This is a genomic window from Enterobacter sp. 18A13, assembly GCF_007035975.1.
Taxonomy (GTDB): Bacteria; Pseudomonadota; Gammaproteobacteria; order Enterobacterales; family Enterobacteriaceae; genus Enterobacter; species Enterobacter vonholyi.
This window is the reverse complement of the sequence record NZ_AP019634.1, coordinates 3,672,943-3,688,760: the sequence shown is the minus strand read 5'-3', so window position 1 is coordinate 3,688,760 and position 15,818 is coordinate 3,672,943. Positions and strand designations below refer to the sequence as shown.

The following is a 15,818-nucleotide window of genomic DNA, read 5'->3' as shown; positions in this document are numbered from 1 at the left end:
GTCGTCCTGGTTTGTGATGGTAATTTTCACTATTAAATATTTATATGGTAAAAATTTTCATCGTTTAATAAGGGGATGAAAAAATGATGCAAATATTCAGTGGGGCTTCTTCAGGAGGATGGTTTGAAAAAGCGCAGCGCTTTGGCAAATCCTTTATGTTGCCGATTGCCGTGTTGCCTGCGGCGGGTCTGCTGCTGGGGATAGGCGGCGCGCTATCGAATCCCAACACGCTGGCAGCCTATCCGTTTTTAGACGTGAGCTGGCTGCAGGCCATTTTCACCATCATGAGCAGCGCTGGATCCATCGTGTTTGCGAACCTCTCGGTGCTGTTTGCCGTTGGGGTGGCCGTCGGGCTGGCAAAAAGCGATAAGGGCACGGCCGGGCTGGCGGCATTACTCGCGTTTCTGGTGATGAATGCCACCATCAACGCGCTGCTGATCCTCACCGGCAAACTGGCGCATGAGAACCCGGGGGCCGTGGGGCAGGGCATGACGCTGGGTATTCAGACGCTGGAAACCGGCGTGTTTGGCGGCGTGGTGATTGGACTGGTGACCTGCGCGCTCCATCATCGGTTTAATAAAATTGCGCTTCCGCAGTTCCTGGGCTTTTTTGGCGGCTCGCGCTTTGTCCCCATTATCAGCTCCCTGGCGGCGATACTCGTCGGTGCGCTCATGACCGTGGTCTGGCCGCATTTCCAGAAGCTGATTTTTGGTCTGGGCGGGCTGGTGGATGCTACGGGTTATCTGGGCACCCTGCTGTACGGCTTTATTCTCCGCATGCTGGGCCCGTTTGGTTTGCACCACATCTTCTATCTGCCTTTCTGGACTACCGCGCTTGGCGGGAGTGAAATCGTCAACGGCCATCTGGTTGAAGGCACACAGCGGATCTTCTTCGCCCAGCTGGCCGACCCGAACACGCAGCATTTCTATGAGGGCACGTCGCGTTTCATGTCCGGGCGCTTTATTACGATGATGTTTGGCCTGCTCGGCGCGTGTCTGGCGATGTACCACACGGCAAAACCCGAGAACAAAAAGCGCGTTGCCGGGCTGCTGCTCTCTGCGGCGTTAACCTCGTTCCTTACCGGGATTACCGAGCCTATTGAGTTCTCCTTCCTGTTTATTGCGCCGGTGCTTTACGTCATCCATGCGCTGTTTGACGGGCTGGCATTCATGCTCGCGCACATGCTGCATATCACCATCGGGCAAACCTTCTCCGGCGGCTTCATCGACTTCGTGCTGTTCGGCATTTTACAGGGAGAGACCAAAACCAACTGGATGTTCGTACCGCTGGTCGGCGTACCGTGGTTCTTCCTTTACTACTTTACCTTCCGCTATCTGATTAACCGTTTTGATTTTGCCACGCCGGGTCGGGAAAAGGAGGCGATGGCTGACGAGGTCAGCCTGCCGCAAAACGAACGCGCCGCTGCGGTGATCGCCGGATTAGGCGGAAAAGACAATCTGGAAGAGGTGGACTGCTGCGCCACGCGTCTTCGCGTTACGGTCAAGGACGGCAGCAAAGTGAATGACTCGGCGCTGAAAGCCACCGGGGCGCGCGGCGTTATCGTGCGCGGCAACGGTGTTCAGGTCATCTATGGCCCGCACGTCACGATTATCAAAAACGAAGTGGAAGAGATCTTATCGTAATGAAAACTGTACTGGATACCCTGAAGGGAAAACTGGTCGTCTCCTGTCAGGCGCTGGAAAATGAACCGCTGCATAGCCCGTTTATTATGTCGCGAATGGCGCTGGCAGCGGCACAGGGCGGGGCCGCCGCAATTCGTGCCAACAGCGTGGTGGATATCGAGGCCATTAAGCAGCAGGTCTCTTTGCCTGTTATCGGCATCATCAAACGGGATTACCCGGAAAGTGAGGTATTTATCACCGCGACAATGAAAGAGGTGGATGAGCTCATGGCCGTCTCTCCGGAAATCATTGCGCTTGATGCGACGGCGCGGGAGCGTCCTGGTGGGGAATTACTGGAAACGCTGGTCACGCGCATCCGCTCACGCTATCCCGCGGTGCTGCTGATGGCGGATATCTCCTCCGTGGACGAAGCCGTGACGGCGCAGGCGCTGGGCTTCGACTGCGTCGGCACCACGCTTTACGGCTACACGGCGGAAACGGTGGGCCATTCGCTTCCGGAGAACGACTGCGCGTTCCTGAAGGCCGTGCTGGCCGCCGTGACGGTTCCCGTGGTTGCCGAAGGCAACGTGGATACGCCTGAACGCGCGGCCAGATGCCTGGCGCTGGGCGCGCATACTGTCGTTGTCGGCGGTGCGATCACCCGTCCACAGCAAATTACCGAGCGTTTTATGGCGGCGATTGGCGCGCAAAGCACCGATGGAGCATGACCATCCGGCGGGGATCTGCGATACTTATCGTTTATCCCCTTTACTGAGATGACTATGCAGTACCCGATTAACGAGATGTTCCAGACCCTGCAAGGCGAGGGTTACTTTACCGGCGTTCCCGCTATTTTCATTCGTTTACAGGGATGCCCGGTTGGCTGTGCCTGGTGTGATACCAAACATACGTGGGATAAGCTCGCAGATCGGGAAGTGTCGCTGTTTAGCATTCTGGCGAAAACCAAAGAGAGCGATAAGTGGGGCGCGGGCAGTTCAGAAGATCTGCTGGCCATTATTGGTCGTCAGGGCTGGACGGCGCGTCACGTGGTGATCACCGGCGGTGAACCCTGCATCCACGATCTGACGCCGCTGACCGAGCTGCTCGAAAAGAACGGCTACAGCTGCCAGATTGAAACCAGCGGCACCCATGAAGTGCGCTGTTCACACACCACCTGGGTGACGGTATCGCCAAAAGTGAATATGCGCGGCGGGTATGACGTGCTGTCTCAGGCGCTGGAACGCGCGGATGAGATTAAGCACCCGGTTGGGCGCGTGCGTGATATCGAAGCGCTGGATGAACTGCTGGCAACGCTGACGGATGAAAAGCAGCGCGTCATTGCGCTACAGCCGATTAGCCAGAAAGACGACGCGACGCGCCTGTGCATTGAAACCTGTATTGCGCGCAACTGGCGCCTGTCGATGCAGACGCACAAGTACCTGAATATTGCCTGACCCTTTCGTGGCCCCCCCTATCGCGGGGCCCGACCTGAAGGGAGTAACGCCCAGGTCACTCCCACCGAAGCGAGACACATCGCGCTGTTGAAAAGGAGGGCATACTGTGCGGCGCTGGCCATGCCCAGCGGCAGCAGCAGCGCATAGAGCGACGCGGTAACCGCGATCCCCATCGCTCCCCCCAGCGAGCTGCCCATTTTGTACACCCCCGAGGCCACCCCGACTTTGTTTTCTGGCGCGTTCATCACCGCCGTATCTGTTGACGGCGTGGCGTAACATCCCAGCCCCAGACCAAATAAAATGTTACTGAGAAAGACGGTGACGATGTAGATCTCCTTGCTTAAAAACGTGCAGGAGATGAGCGTGATGCCCGTTGCGGTCAGCAGCGGCCCGGTCATCATCGGCAGGCGCGCGCCGTAGCGCTGAAGCAGCTTTTCCCCTACCCGGATCATCGCCAGCACGGTAATCAGATACCCCAGCGTCATCATGCCGGTTTGCAATGGCGACAGACGGTGGCCCTGCTGCAGCCAGATGCTGGCGATCATCATGGTGCCAATGCAGCCGTTGAGCAAAAAGTTAGAGAATACCGAGGCGCTGTAGGCCCGGTTTTTAAACAGGGCAAAATCAATCAGCGCCGCGTCACCCTTGCGTCGCCCTGTGAGCACAAAGCAGGCCGCTGCCAGCGTGGAGCCCCCCAGCACCAGCAGCGACAGGCTGCTGCTCCAGCCCCAGCCGTGGCCTTTGCTGATAAACAGGTTCAGCAGCACCAGCATAAGGACAAAACTCACCAGGCCGCCAATATCCAGCTTATGGCGACGTGCGCCGTCGCTTCGGCTTTCCGGCGTGCCGCGGATCAGCAGGAGTGCCATCGCCGCCACCAGCATGGAAAAAATAAAGATCCATCGCCAGCCGAGCGTGGTGGCGATGGCGCCGCCGACAAACGAGCTCAGCCCGCTGCCGCCCCATGAACCAATCACCCAAAAGCTGATTGCCCGCTGGCGAGCGTTGCCTTGATACCAGGTTTTAATCAGCGCCAGGGTGGCGGGCATGATGCAGGCCGCTGACAGCCCCTGTATCGCTCTCCCCAGCAGAAACAGAACCGGCTCCCACGAGAAAAAAAGCAGGGCGCTGCCGATGATGCTCAGCGCGAGGCCAATGTAGGTCATACGCACGCGGCCAAACTTATCGGCAAAGCCGCCGCAGGCAACGACAAAACAGCCGCTGAACAAGGCGCTAAGGCTGACCGCCAGCGTGAGGGTTTCAAGGGAGATAGCGAGGCTGTTTTTCATTGCCGGCACAACGTTAATCACCGACTGCGCAAATAACCAGAAGGTCAGAACGCTCATCACAATACCGGCCAGCAGCCGATCGTTACCGGCGTAGGACGGTGTGCCTGTCAGGGGTACGGTACTCATCGTGCGGCCCTCCGGGGTTGGTGCGAATCAGCGCAGATAGTGCTCGGTCAACGCACTCCAGAGTGCCGCGCCGGTAAGCAGAAGCTTGTCGTTAAAGTCGTAGCCTGGGTTATGCACCATGCAGCGGTCCGGCTCATCGCCAGCGCCGAGGGTGAAGTAACAGCCGTTGGGGTTTTTCTCGAGCATGAACGCAAAATCTTCGCTTCCCATAAAGGCATTCACCGACGCGACGGCATCCTGACCGAACAGGTCGGTCGCCACCGTGCGCACCATGTCATTGGCCTGCGGGCTATTGCGCAGCACCGGGCTGCCGTTGACGTGACGGATCGTGGCCGTGGCGTTGAAGCTTTCAGCCTGTGCCACGGCAATGTCGTGGATTCGCTGCAGGACGGTTTGACGCACCGCTTCGTCCAGCGTGCGCACGGTCAGCTTCATTAATACCTTATCGTTGATAATATTCGGGGCATGTCCCGCCTGGATGCTGCCCACGGTTACGACGACCGGCTGGAATGGGGTGATATTCCTCGACACAATCGACTGCAGGGCGAGGGTGATATGGCAGGCAACCAGCGTGGCATCAACGGTGTGTTCCGGAACGGCGCCGTGACCCCCTACGCCGTTCACCTCAATATGAACGGTGTCAGAGGAGGCCATCATGGCGCCATCGCGCAGGCCAATTTTCCCAAGCGGCTGGGAGGGCATGTTGTGCAGGCCAAAAATATGGTCGCAGGGGAATTGTTCAAACAGGCCATCTTCAACCATGACGCGCCCGCCATACAGCAGCTCTTCGGCTGGCTGAAAAATCAGATGCAGCGTGCCGCTAAAGTTGCGGGTTCGGGCCAGATACTCTGCGGCATAAAGCAGGGTAGTGGTGTGGCCATCGTGCCCGCAGCCGTGAAATTTACCTTCAACCGTGCTGCTCCACGCTTTGCCGCTATTTTCCTGCATCGGCAGCGCATCCATATCGGCGCGCAGACCCAGACGTTTGCTGCCGTTTCCTACCTTAAGGGTGCCGACCACCCCGGTTTTGGCCATTCCCCGGTGGACCTCATAGCCCCACTGCCCCAGGAGTGACGCGACGCGGTCGCTGGTTTTGTGCTCCTCGAAGCCTGTTTCGGGATATCGGTGAAACTCTCGGCGTAATTCAGTGAACTGAGCCTCGGAGCCTCGCAGCGCGTCAACAATTGGATGTGTCATTTTTGTTATCCTTTTCCTGCCAAATGGTGTTAGTTTCGAGTTTATGTCGATCGCATTGCCGGAAAATGTCCTTTTTTGTTGTAAATCGACGCCTTTTTTCTGATTGTTTTTCATACGATTCGGTTATGACAAAAAAGAGTGCGTCATTTTTTGTCTTCGTGGAGGGGGCGAATGGAACATCGTGGAAATGAGTTTGCGATAGCCGTTGAGGACATTCGCCTGTTCGCGCAGGATGAAGGCGATTTGCTGACGATACTGTGGGTGCTGGAAGGGCAAGCTGAACTGCAAACCGAGGCGGGACTAGAAAGGGTTCCGACAAATGGCCTTGTAGTGATAAACCGCCATCAGCGATGGAGGCTTATCAGCCAGAACGCGAATGTGACTCTGCGTGTCGTTCTATCCGGACGCTGGGTAATCCAGCTGTACAATGATTTTTTTGCCCATGATTACGCGGTTCCGGAGGAGTCAGGCGGGCGCTGGCCGCAGTGTGACGAGCTTCGGCACCTGCTGCGCCAGCTGCTGGTGGTGACGCTCGTCAACGATCCGCATCGCTACCGGCTGGAGGCGAATCGCTGGCTGAGCGAGATCCTGCTGCTGCTGATTGGTCGCTTTCAGCAGCCCGTCCGCCAGAAACCCCGGAACCAGCACGCCAACGTAAGCAAGCGCATCGCCCGTGTACTGGAGCGGATCGACGCCAGCTACACCCGCCGCATTACGTTGGCCGAAATCGCAGAGAGTGAGTTCGTCTCAGAAGCGTGGCTCTCTCGTCTCTTTAGAAAAGAGACGAGAGCTAGTTTTATGCAGTACATCACTGCCCTGCGGCTGGAGAAAGCGGCTGACGCCCTGTGTCTCACCAGCCGCCCTCTGCATCAGATTGCGCTGGAGAATGGATTTGCCAGCACACGTATGATGACCGATAGTTTCCAGCGCTATCACAATATGTCTCCAGGTGAGTTTCGTAAGGCCGGGCGTCATCGTCCCCTTGCGTTCCGCCCGCGCACGACCGTGGATGAACAGCGTTTCCCTGTTGCGGTAGATACGTTATTTAGCCTGCTTAACGACGCTGAGACCCGCGGTTGGGAACCCTCGCCGCTAACCTACTCCCCGTGTCAGGAGCGGATACTGGATGTGCAGCAGCTTTATCCGCTCTCTTCCGCGCTGCGCCGCACGCGGCTGGTCATCACCCTGCGCGAGCTAGACGATTTGCTGCGAGAGGATGTTCGTCGGCATCTGGAGGCGCTACACGAGGCGATCCCGATTGAGGGTATTGATATCGCCGAACCTTTTCTCAGCAGCCGTCTGTTCGCTACGGGATGGGACGATCCCCAAATGGCGGGCTATGCCTGTTGGTATCATCTGCAGCAATTGTTTACCTGGGTGGCGAAAAAAGGCTGGACGGTCCTGCTGCACACGGGGGTCACTACCCGATGCGATCTCCTGACGCGCTTTTTGCAGCTTTCGGTTAACCGATTTTTGCCCGACATTACCGCTGGCTGGCACGTCGTCATGCACTGGTCTCCCCAGGCTAACGCGGAAACCCAGGAGCACGCCTGGCGGGCGCAGCGGGCGGCGCTGAGGGCCTACCTTCCGCAGGCAAAATTGGGGGTGTGGCATCGCTTCTCTCCCGTTGGTAGCGAGCTGAGCGGTGACGCGCTGTTCCGTTCTGACATTCTGGACGAGGCTGATTTCCTCGCATGTCCGGCAGATGCCAACGAGCTGCTCGATCTGGCGCAGCTGGATCCCGCGCATCTTTCCTCTTCTGAAAATTACCCGGTGCTAAAGGTCCGCCAGATCCTCGCCGCCCTTCGCCAGCGGCAGCGGACGCTGCCGGTATGGTTACTCTCATGGAACACTCTTACGGGGAATACGCGGGCGACCAACGGCTGGTTTTTTCGCGGTGCGCTGTTGATGCAGAATCTGCTCGGGCTTTCAGAACAGGTATGGCTGGCGGGATTCTGGCTTAATTCTGGTTTACAGGGGGAAGCGAGGGCGAACAACACCCTCGATACATCAAGCCTTGCGCTTCAATATAATCACGGCCTTCCACGGCCCATCTACTGGGTACTCTGGCTGTGGCAGCGTCTGCGGGGAGAGGTGCTCGTTAACGACAAGAGCGTGCTGCTGCTCCGCCATCAGGGGCGATATCAACTGCTGTTGCGTAACGTGGTGGTCTTCAATCCTCTGCTCTCCAGCGAGGAGGCCTTTATTCAGCGTTTTCGCCAGCAGTATCATCTTGAGCTACGAGGAATGCGCGGTCACTGGCGCATTAAGAGCCATTTGTTCGATCGGCACAACGGTGCGCTCTATCCGTTGCTGGAAGGAGTACACAGCGACAGCGGGCCTGATGAGGAGATGTGGCGCTGGATTGCGCACAAAGCGCGCCCAACGCTTTCCTTACGCGATGAACGGCTTTATGACGGCTGGCAAATTACAGAATCGCTGGAAAGTAACGCGCTTGTGCTCTATGAGTTCACGCCGCTAAACGTGCGTGGGGAAGAGGAGAATCACTCCCCGCGATAGATGCAGCCCGCGGTGCAGGTCTCTTTGATCATCACCGCGCTCAGCAGCGGTACCAGCGGCTTCATCTGATCCCAAATCCATTTTGCCAGCACTTCGCTGGTCGGGTTTTCAAGGCCCGGGATCTCATTCAGGTAATAGTGATCCAGACGATCGTAGGTCGGCTTAAACGCCGCCTTCAGCTCGGCAAAATCCATGATCCAACCGGTATGCGGATCAACTTCACCGGTGATCTCAAGACGCACCATGAACGAATGCCCGTGCAGACGGCCACATTTATGTCCTTCAGGGACATGCGGAAGGTGGTGGGCGGCTTCGAAGGTGAAATCTTTAAACAGTGTGGTGGACATGATCGCTCTCAGTAATGCGGAAAAAACCGCCGCATAGTACCGGAAAGCACAATTTTTAGCATTAACTAAAACGGCTCTGAGCGTCCACCGCCTCGTATTCGGGGTGTTTATCGCTATTTGTTCTTATATTTCAAATAATTATTTAATCGGTTTTATCGCTAAGCATGACAACCAAAACAGGTTAGTCCATTTGGTTATTTATTATTTCCATCCCTTCTTTAATTGTTATTATCCTCGCCGTTAACCTTATCTTCAGTTTGGATTTATTCGCTTAAAGTCCGCTTGGCTACTGGAACATAACGACGCATGACAACACAGGCCCCACCTTCAAATTTGCTTCCCCTGAACCCGGAGCAACTGGCGCGCCTTCAGGCTGCCACCTCTGATTTTTCTCCCACTCAGCTTGCCTGGGTCTCCGGTTATTTCTGGGGAATGCTCAATCAGCAGCCTGGCGCTGTGGCGGGTGCACCGGCTACGGCCGTTGAGATTCCGGCCATTACCCTGATTTCCGCCTCGCAGACGGGCAACGCCCGCCGCGTGGCCGAAGCGCTGCGCGACGACCTGCTGGCCGCTAAACTGAACGTGAACCTGGTCAACGCCGGGGATTATAAATTCAAGCAAATCGCGTCGGAAAAACTGCTGGTGGTGGTCGCCTCTACGCAAGGTGAAGGTGAACCTGCTGAAGAAGCGGTGGCGCTGCATAAGTTCCTGTTCTCGAAAAAAGCGCCGAAGCTGGATGGGACGGCGTTTGCCGTCTTTGGCCTGGGCGATACCTCCTATGAATTCTTCTGCCAGTCCGGCAAAGACTTCGACAGCAGGCTGGCGGAGCTGGGCGCGGAGCGTCTGCTGGACCGCGTTGATGCGGATGTCGAATACCAGACCGCCGCCGCTGAATGGCGCGCCCGCATCGTTGAAGTGCTAAAAGCGCGCGTGCCGAAAGAGACCTCGACGCAGGCCGCGTTCACCGCGACGGGTGCTGTCAACGACATCCACACCAGCCCGTACACCAAAGAGGCGCCGCTGACGGCGAGCCTGTCGGTGAACCAGAAAATTACCGGCCGCGACTCAGAAAAAGACGTGCGTCATATCGAAATCGATTTAGGCGACTCGGGGCTGCGCTATCAGCCTGGCGATGCGCTGGGCGTCTGGTATCAGAACGATCCGGCGCTGGTGAAAGAGCTGGTTGAGCTGCTGTGGCTGAAAGGCGACGAGCCTGTCACCGTTGACGGCAAATCGCTGCCGTTATCCGAGGCGTTGCAGTGGCATTTCGAACTGACGGTGAATACCCCGAATATCGTCGAAAATTATGCCACCTTAACGCGCAGCGAATCCCTGCTGCCGCTTGTGGGCGACAAGGCGAAGCTGCAGCATTACGCCGCGACGACGCCGATTGTCGATATGGTGCGTTTCTCTCCGGCTCAGCTGGATGCCGATGCGCTGATCGGCCTGCTGCGTCCGCTAACCCCGCGCCTGTACTCCATCGCCTCTTCGCAGGCCGAAGTGGAGAGTGAAGTGCATGTTACCGTCGGCGTGGTGCGCTACGACATCGAAGGCCGCGCGCGCGCGGGTGGGGCGTCGAGCTTCCTGGCCGATCGCGTGGAAGAAGAGGGCGAAGTGCGCGTTTTTATCGAGCACAACGACAACTTCCGCCTGCCGGCAAACCCGGAAACACCGGTCATCATGATTGGCCCGGGCACCGGCATTGCGCCGTTCCGCGCCTTCATGCAGCAGCGCGCGGCAGACGGCGCGTCGGGTAAGAACTGGCTGTTCTTCGGCAATCCGCACTTTACCGAAGATTTCCTCTACCAGGTTGAGTGGCAGCGCTATGTGAAAGAAGGCGTACTGACCCGCATCGATCTGGCCTGGTCCCGCGACCAGAAAGAAAAAGTATACGTACAAGACAAACTGCGCGAACAGGGCGCAGAGCTGTGGCGCTGGATCAATGACGGTGCCCACATTTATGTCTGCGGCGACGCCAATCGCATGGCGAAAGACGTTGAGCAGGCACTGCTGGAAGTGATTGCCGAATTCGGCGGTATGGATGCCGAAACGGCAGATGAATTTTTAAGTGAGCTGCGCGTTGAGCGCCGTTATCAGCGAGATGTCTACTAATGAGCGAAAAACATCCAGGGCCACTGGTGGTCGAAGGTAAACTGACAGACGCCGAGCGCATGAAGCTGGAAAGCAACTATCTGCGCGGCACCATTGCTGAAGATCTGAATGACGGTCTCACCGGCGGTTTCAAAGGCGACAACTTCCTGCTGATCCGCTTCCACGGCATGTACCAGCAGGACGACCGCGACATCCGTGCCGAGCGTGCCGAGCAGAAGCTGGAGCCGCGTCACGCGATGCTGCTGCGCTGCCGTCTGCCGGGTGGGGTGATTACCACCAAACAGTGGCAGGCGATCGACAAGTTTGCCGGTGAAAACACGATTTATGGCAGCATTCGTCTGACCAACCGTCAGACCTTCCAGTTCCACGGCATTCTGAAGAAGAACGTCAAGCCGGTGCACCAGATGCTGCACTCGGTCGGGCTGGACGCGCTGGCGACCGCCAACGACATGAACCGTAACGTGCTCTGCACCTCGAACCCGTATGAGTCCGAGCTGCACGCCGAAGCCTACGAGTGGGCGAAGAAGATCTCTGAGCACCTGCTGCCGCGTACGCGCGCCTATGCCGAGATTTGGCTCGATCAGGAAAAAGTCGCGACCACTGACGAAGAGCCGATCCTTGGCCAGACCTACCTGCCGCGCAAGTTTAAAACCACGGTAGTGATCCCGCCGCAGAACGATATCGACCTGCACGCCAACGACATGAACTTCGTGGCGATAGCCGAAAACGGCAAGCTGGTGGGCTTTAACCTGCTGGTGGGCGGCGGCCTGTCCATCGAACACGGTAACAAGAAAACCTACGCCCGCACCGCGAGCGAGTTCGGCTTCCTGCCGCTGGAGCATACGCTGGCCGTGGCGGAAGCGGTGGTGACGACCCAGCGCGACTGGGGTAACCGTACCGACCGTAAAAACGCGAAAACCAAATACACCCTGGAGCGCGTGGGCGTGGAGACGTTCAAAGCGGAAGTGGAGCGTCGCGCGGGCATCAAGTTTGAGCCGATCCGCCCTTACGAATTCACCGGTCGCGGCGATCGCATTGGCTGGGTGAAGGGTATCGACAATAAATGGCACCTGACGCTGTTTATCGAAAACGGCCGTATTCTGGATTATCCGGGGCGTCCGCTGAAAACCGGCCTGCTGGAAATTGCGAAGATCCATAAGGGCGAGTTCCGCATTACGGCTAACCAGAACCTGATCATTGCCGGCGTGCCGGAAAGCCAGAAGGCGAAGATCGAGAAGCTGGCGCGCGAACATGGATTGATGGATGCGGTGAAGCCGCAGCGTGAAAACTCAATGGCCTGCGTGTCGTTCCCGACCTGTCCGCTGGCGATGGCCGAAGCGGAACGTTTCCTGCCGTCGTTTACCGACAAAGTGGAAGCGATTCTGGAAAAACACGGCATTCCGGACGAGCATATTGTTATGCGCGTCACCGGTTGTCCGAACGGCTGCGGTCGCGCGATGCTGGCCGAGCTCGGTCTGGTGGGGAAAGCGCCGGGGCGCTATAACCTGCATCTGGGCGGTAACCGTATCGGCACGCGCATTCCGCGCATGTTCCGCGAGAACATCACCGAGCCGGAAATTCTTGATTCCATCGACGAGCTTGTCGGGCGCTGGGCGAAAGAGCGCGAAGCGGGTGAAGGCTTCGGCGACTTTACGGTGCGTGCGGGCATCATTCGCCCGGTGCTCGATCCCGCAAGGGATTTCTGGGAGTAACCACGAGAGGTAACTATGTCCGAACTCGATCTAAACGCCCTTAATGACCTGCCAAAAGTCGAACGTATTCTGGCGCTGGCAGAAACCAATGCCCACCTTGAAAAGCTGGACGCCGAAGGGCGCGTGGCGTGGGCGCTGGAAAACCTGCCGGGAGAATATGTGCTCTCGTCGAGCTTTGGTATTCAGGCGGCGGTCAGCCTGCATCTGGTGAATCAGATCCGTCCGGACATTCCGGTGATCCTCACCGATACCGGCTACCTGTTCCCGGAAACCTATCAGTTTATTGACGAGCTGACGGACAAGCTCAAGCTGAACCTCAAGGTCTACCGCGCGACGGAAAGCGCGGCCTGGCAGGAGGCGCGCTACGGTAAGCTGTGGGAACAGGGCGTTGAGGGCATTGAGAAATACAATGAGATCAACAAGGTCGAGCCGATGAACCGGGCGCTGAAAGAGCTTAATGCGCAGACGTGGTTTGCGGGCCTGCGCCGCGAGCAGTCCGGCAGCCGGGCAACCTTACCGGTGCTGGCGGTGCAGCGCGGGGTGTTTAAAGTGCTGCCGATTATCGACTGGGATAACCGGACGGTGTACCAGTATCTGCAAAAACACGGGCTGAAGTACCATCCGCTGTGGGATCAGGGCTATCTGTCAGTGGGGGATACCCACACCACGCGTAAGTGGGAACCGGGAATGGCGGAAGAAGAGACGCGATTCTTCGGGCTGAAGCGCGAGTGCGGGTTGCACGAAGGGTGATAACCTTTTTGCCCGGTAAGGCGTAGCCGCCACCGGGCTTAACGGCCTCAGGCTTTCCCCGCTTTCGCCAGCTCCTTCACCAGCGGCAACATCACCTTCACTACATCACGGCTGCGGTGTTCAATCCGCTGCGGCAGCGCGCGATCGATGTGCTGCTGATTATCCAGCATCACGTTGTGCCAGCTTGTCCCGTCCGGGAAGGCTTTCGATTTAGCCCGCTGCTGGTAGCCATCTTTTTTGCCCAGTGTCCAGTTTGTGGCTTCCACGTACAGCACCGGAATGCCCGCCTTATCGAACACTTCCCCGTCGTTGCAGCAGCCTGTGCCTCGCGGATAATCCGGGTTACCGCCGGGATTGCTGGTGGCATAAACGCCATGGCTGCGGGCAATGGCCAGCGCACGGTCGCGCGTCAGTTTTCGCACGGTACCCGGCGTACTCTGCCCGCTGTTGAAATAGAGCTTGTCGCCGACGATCAGGTTGTCGAGGTTGATCACCAGCAGCGTATTTTTCTTCTCCTCGGCGCTCATGCGTTTAAGGAGATTCTCAGCGCCGAGTTTGCCCTCTTCTTCACCGCTGGTGGCAACAAAACGAATGCCATACTGGGTTGGAATATCTTTCATCCGCTCGGCCAGTTCGAGCATCACGCCCAGGCCTGCAGCGTTGTCGTCCATGCCCTGCAGCGTCAGCCCGCCGAGGTTGTTATCCGTGTCGGCATCGCTCATCGGAGCGTAGGTATCAAGGTGCGCCATAATAATAATTTGCTCTTTTGCGCTTCCTTCGTGGGCCGCAATCACCGTACTGCCGGTCACGTTATGCCAGTTTTTCGTTTTATTTCGCGAGGTATAGACGTAGCGGCTGTGAAACGACCGGATGTCGCTCTGGTAACCCATCTCAGCAAACTGCTGGCGAAGATAGTCCGCGGAGAGCATTTCCGCAGGCGAGCCGGTCATGCGGCCAGGGAAAACGGTGGCAATATGCCGCGCCTGCATATTGGCGATTTCACCATAAGGTTGGTTTTTTGCCTGAGCAGGAAGAATAAAGCAAACGCCGAGCGCCAGGGCAGCAATACGGTGGCGCGTTGCGGAAAACATAGTGAGTCCTTAAAAACAGAGCAAAATAATAACCCGCCTAGTATGAAACTGTGATCGTCCATACACAATTTGAATTGCTCTTAAATGCCCGAAATTTCGCGCGTTAAGCACTTTTTGGTATTAGCATTTTTACGGCGTTATTCCATTGAGTAACTACTCATTCCAATTCGTAATTTCATTCGGTCTAAGCCGCCCCCTATAGTCCCTCTATTCCTCGTTGTTAGTGAGTTGTTGCCTGTGGACTATCTGCCCTTATTTGCTGCGATTAAAGAGAAACCGGTGCTGGTTGTTGGCACGGGTGAAATCGCCGATCGCAAAATCGCGTTTCTGCAGCGCGCAGGGGCCCAGGTGCAGGTCGTTGCAGAGGCGGATTTCGACGAGTCACAAATCGACAGCGTGGTGCTGGTAATTGCGGCGACCGAAGATCGTGAACTGAACCAGCGGATCTCCGACGCCGCGCAGGCCCGTTACCGCCTGGTGAACGTGGTGGACGACCAGCCTTTATGCTCGTTTATTTTCCCGTCGATCGTTGACCGCTCGCCGCTGCTGGTGGCGATCTCCTCCGGCGGTACCGCACCGGTGCTGGCGCGTGTGCTGCGTGAAAAAATCGAAGCGCTGCTGCCGACCAGCCTCGGGCGCATGGCGGAGAAAGCCAGCTACTGGCGTAGCCACCTGAAAACCCGCCTGACCAGCGTGACGGAACGCCGTCGCTTCTGGGAACGCGTGTTTCGCGGCCGCTTCGCCAGCCTGATGCATGCCGGCAATGAAACGGCTGCGCAAAAAATCCTCGAGGATGAACTGGATAACCCCGGCAGCACGGGCGGGGAGATCATCCTGGTGGGCGCGGGGCCTGGCGATGCCGGGCTCCTGACGCTGCGCGGCCTGCAGGTGCTGCAGGACGCGGACGTCGTGTTCTACGACCATCTGGTCACCGACGGCGTGCGCGAACTGATCCGTCGCGACGCGGAGCAAATCTGCGTGGGCAAACGGGCTGGCGAGCACTCGGTGCCGCAGCACGACACCAACCAGATGCTGGTTGACGCCGCCAAAGCGGGCAAAACCGTGGTGCGCCTGAAGGGGGGCGATCCGTTTATCTTTGGCCGCGGCGGCGAAGAGCTGCAGGCGGCAGCCGAAGCGGGCATACCGTTCCAGGTGGTGCCCGGCATTACGGCGGCCTCTGCGGTGACGGCCTACGCCGGTATTCCTCTGACCCATCGCGATTACGCCCAGAGCGTCACCTTTGTGACCGGCCACTACAAGGCGGACAGCACGCCGTTCGACTGGTCGCATCTCGCCCAGAGCCGCCAGACGCTGGCGATATACATGGGCACGATGAAGGCGGCGGACATCAGCGAACAGCTTATTCAGCACGGTCGCGAGGCGACGACGCCCGTTGCCGTCATTTCTCGCGGCACGCGCGTCGATCAGCACGTTGCGACGGGCACGCTGGAACATCTTGCAACCCTGGCGAAAGACGCCCCTATGCCCGCCCTGATCGTGGTGGGTGAAGTGGTGCAGCTGCACAGCACGCTCGCCTGGTTCCAACACACAACCGATACAGAAGGCTTTGGTTCTTCTGTTGTAAATTTGGCTTAAGG

Annotated in this window: 12 protein-coding genes; 8 read left to right on the top strand and 4 right to left on the bottom strand. The window is 57.7% G+C overall.

Annotated features, from left to right (window positions below; all coding sequences use genetic code 11):
* The first annotated feature begins 83 nt into the window (after window positions 1–83).
* Genes FOY93_RS17750 through queE form a run of 3 tightly spaced genes read left to right on the top strand, consistent with a single transcriptional unit; the run spans window position 84 to window position 3,076 of the window.
* Window positions 84–1,643, top strand: coding sequence for a PTS transporter subunit EIIC (locus FOY93_RS17750; RefSeq protein WP_143345461.1), 1,560 nt, complete (start codon window positions 84–86; stop codon window positions 1,641–1,643).
* Entirely contained in the window at window positions 1,643–2,350 is a 708-nt protein-coding gene (locus FOY93_RS17745) for an N-acetylmannosamine-6-phosphate 2-epimerase (RefSeq protein ID WP_115876178.1), read from the top strand. Before FOY93_RS17750 ends, FOY93_RS17745 begins: the two co-directional genes overlap by 1 nt.
* A gap of 54 nt (window positions 2,351–2,404) precedes the next feature.
* Complete coding sequence (queE, locus tag FOY93_RS17740; RefSeq protein WP_023333236.1) at window positions 2,405–3,076, top strand: 7-carboxy-7-deazaguanine synthase QueE; 672 nt, start codon at window positions 2,405–2,407, stop codon at window positions 3,074–3,076.
* Between the two features lie 17 nt (window positions 3,077–3,093).
* Here the strand turns inward: queE and FOY93_RS17735 are convergent, their stop codons facing one another.
* Window positions 3,094–4,491, bottom strand: a complete 1,398-nt coding sequence (locus tag FOY93_RS17735; RefSeq protein WP_136195128.1) for an MFS transporter — start codon at window positions 4,489–4,491, stop codon at window positions 3,094–3,096.
* A 27-nt stretch (window positions 4,492–4,518) separates the two neighbouring features.
* On the bottom strand, window positions 4,519–5,688 hold the full coding sequence (locus FOY93_RS17730) for a M20 aminoacylase family protein (RefSeq protein ID WP_143345460.1): 1,170 nt from the start codon (window positions 5,686–5,688) through the stop codon (window positions 4,519–4,521).
* Window positions 5,689–5,859: 171 nt separating this feature from the next.
* Here FOY93_RS17730 and FOY93_RS17725 point away from each other — a divergent pair, with 171 nt between their 5' ends.
* Window positions 5,860–8,208 carry a helix-turn-helix domain-containing protein gene (locus FOY93_RS17725; RefSeq protein WP_143345459.1) on the top strand — a complete coding sequence of 783 codons (2,349 nt, stop codon included), beginning with the start codon at window positions 5,860–5,862 and terminating at the stop codon, window positions 8,206–8,208.
* Here FOY93_RS17725 and queD read toward each other — a convergent pair.
* A complete protein-coding gene (queD, locus tag FOY93_RS17720) occupies window positions 8,193–8,555 on the bottom strand; it encodes a 6-carboxytetrahydropterin synthase QueD (protein WP_111965448.1) in 363 nt (120 codons plus the stop codon). The genes FOY93_RS17725 and queD overlap by 16 nt on opposite strands.
* Window positions 8,556–8,861: 306 nt before the next feature.
* Between queD and cysJ the strand changes: the two genes are divergently transcribed.
* Genes cysJ through cysH form a run of 3 tightly spaced genes read left to right on the top strand, consistent with a single transcriptional unit; the run spans window position 8,862 to window position 13,129 of the window.
* On the top strand, window positions 8,862–10,667 hold the full coding sequence (gene cysJ, locus FOY93_RS17715) for an NADPH-dependent assimilatory sulfite reductase flavoprotein subunit (protein ID WP_143345458.1): 1,806 nt from the start codon (window positions 8,862–8,864) through the stop codon (window positions 10,665–10,667).
* Window positions 10,667–12,379: an assimilatory sulfite reductase (NADPH) hemoprotein subunit gene (gene cysI, locus FOY93_RS17710; protein WP_008499617.1), complete on the top strand. Its 1,713-nt coding sequence runs from the start codon at window positions 10,667–10,669 to the stop codon at window positions 12,377–12,379. The genes cysJ and cysI overlap by 1 nt, the downstream gene beginning before the upstream one ends.
* Before the next feature lie 15 nt (window positions 12,380–12,394).
* On the top strand, window positions 12,395–13,129 hold the full coding sequence (gene cysH / locus FOY93_RS17705; RefSeq protein WP_111965450.1) for a phosphoadenosine phosphosulfate reductase: 735 nt from the start codon (window positions 12,395–12,397) through the stop codon (window positions 13,127–13,129).
* A 47-nt stretch (window positions 13,130–13,176) separates the two neighbouring features.
* Here cysH and FOY93_RS17700 read toward each other — a convergent pair whose 3' ends face one another.
* Window positions 13,177–14,220: an aminopeptidase gene (locus FOY93_RS17700; protein WP_133295059.1), complete on the bottom strand. Its 1,044-nt coding sequence runs from the start codon at window positions 14,218–14,220 to the stop codon at window positions 13,177–13,179.
* 246 nt (window positions 14,221–14,466) lie between these two features.
* Here FOY93_RS17700 and cysG point away from each other — a divergent pair, with 246 nt between their 5' ends.
* Window positions 14,467–15,816: a siroheme synthase CysG gene (gene cysG / locus FOY93_RS17695; RefSeq protein WP_172621938.1), complete on the top strand. Its 1,350-nt coding sequence runs from the start codon at window positions 14,467–14,469 to the stop codon at window positions 15,814–15,816.
* Window positions 15,817–15,818: the final 2 nt, after the last annotated feature.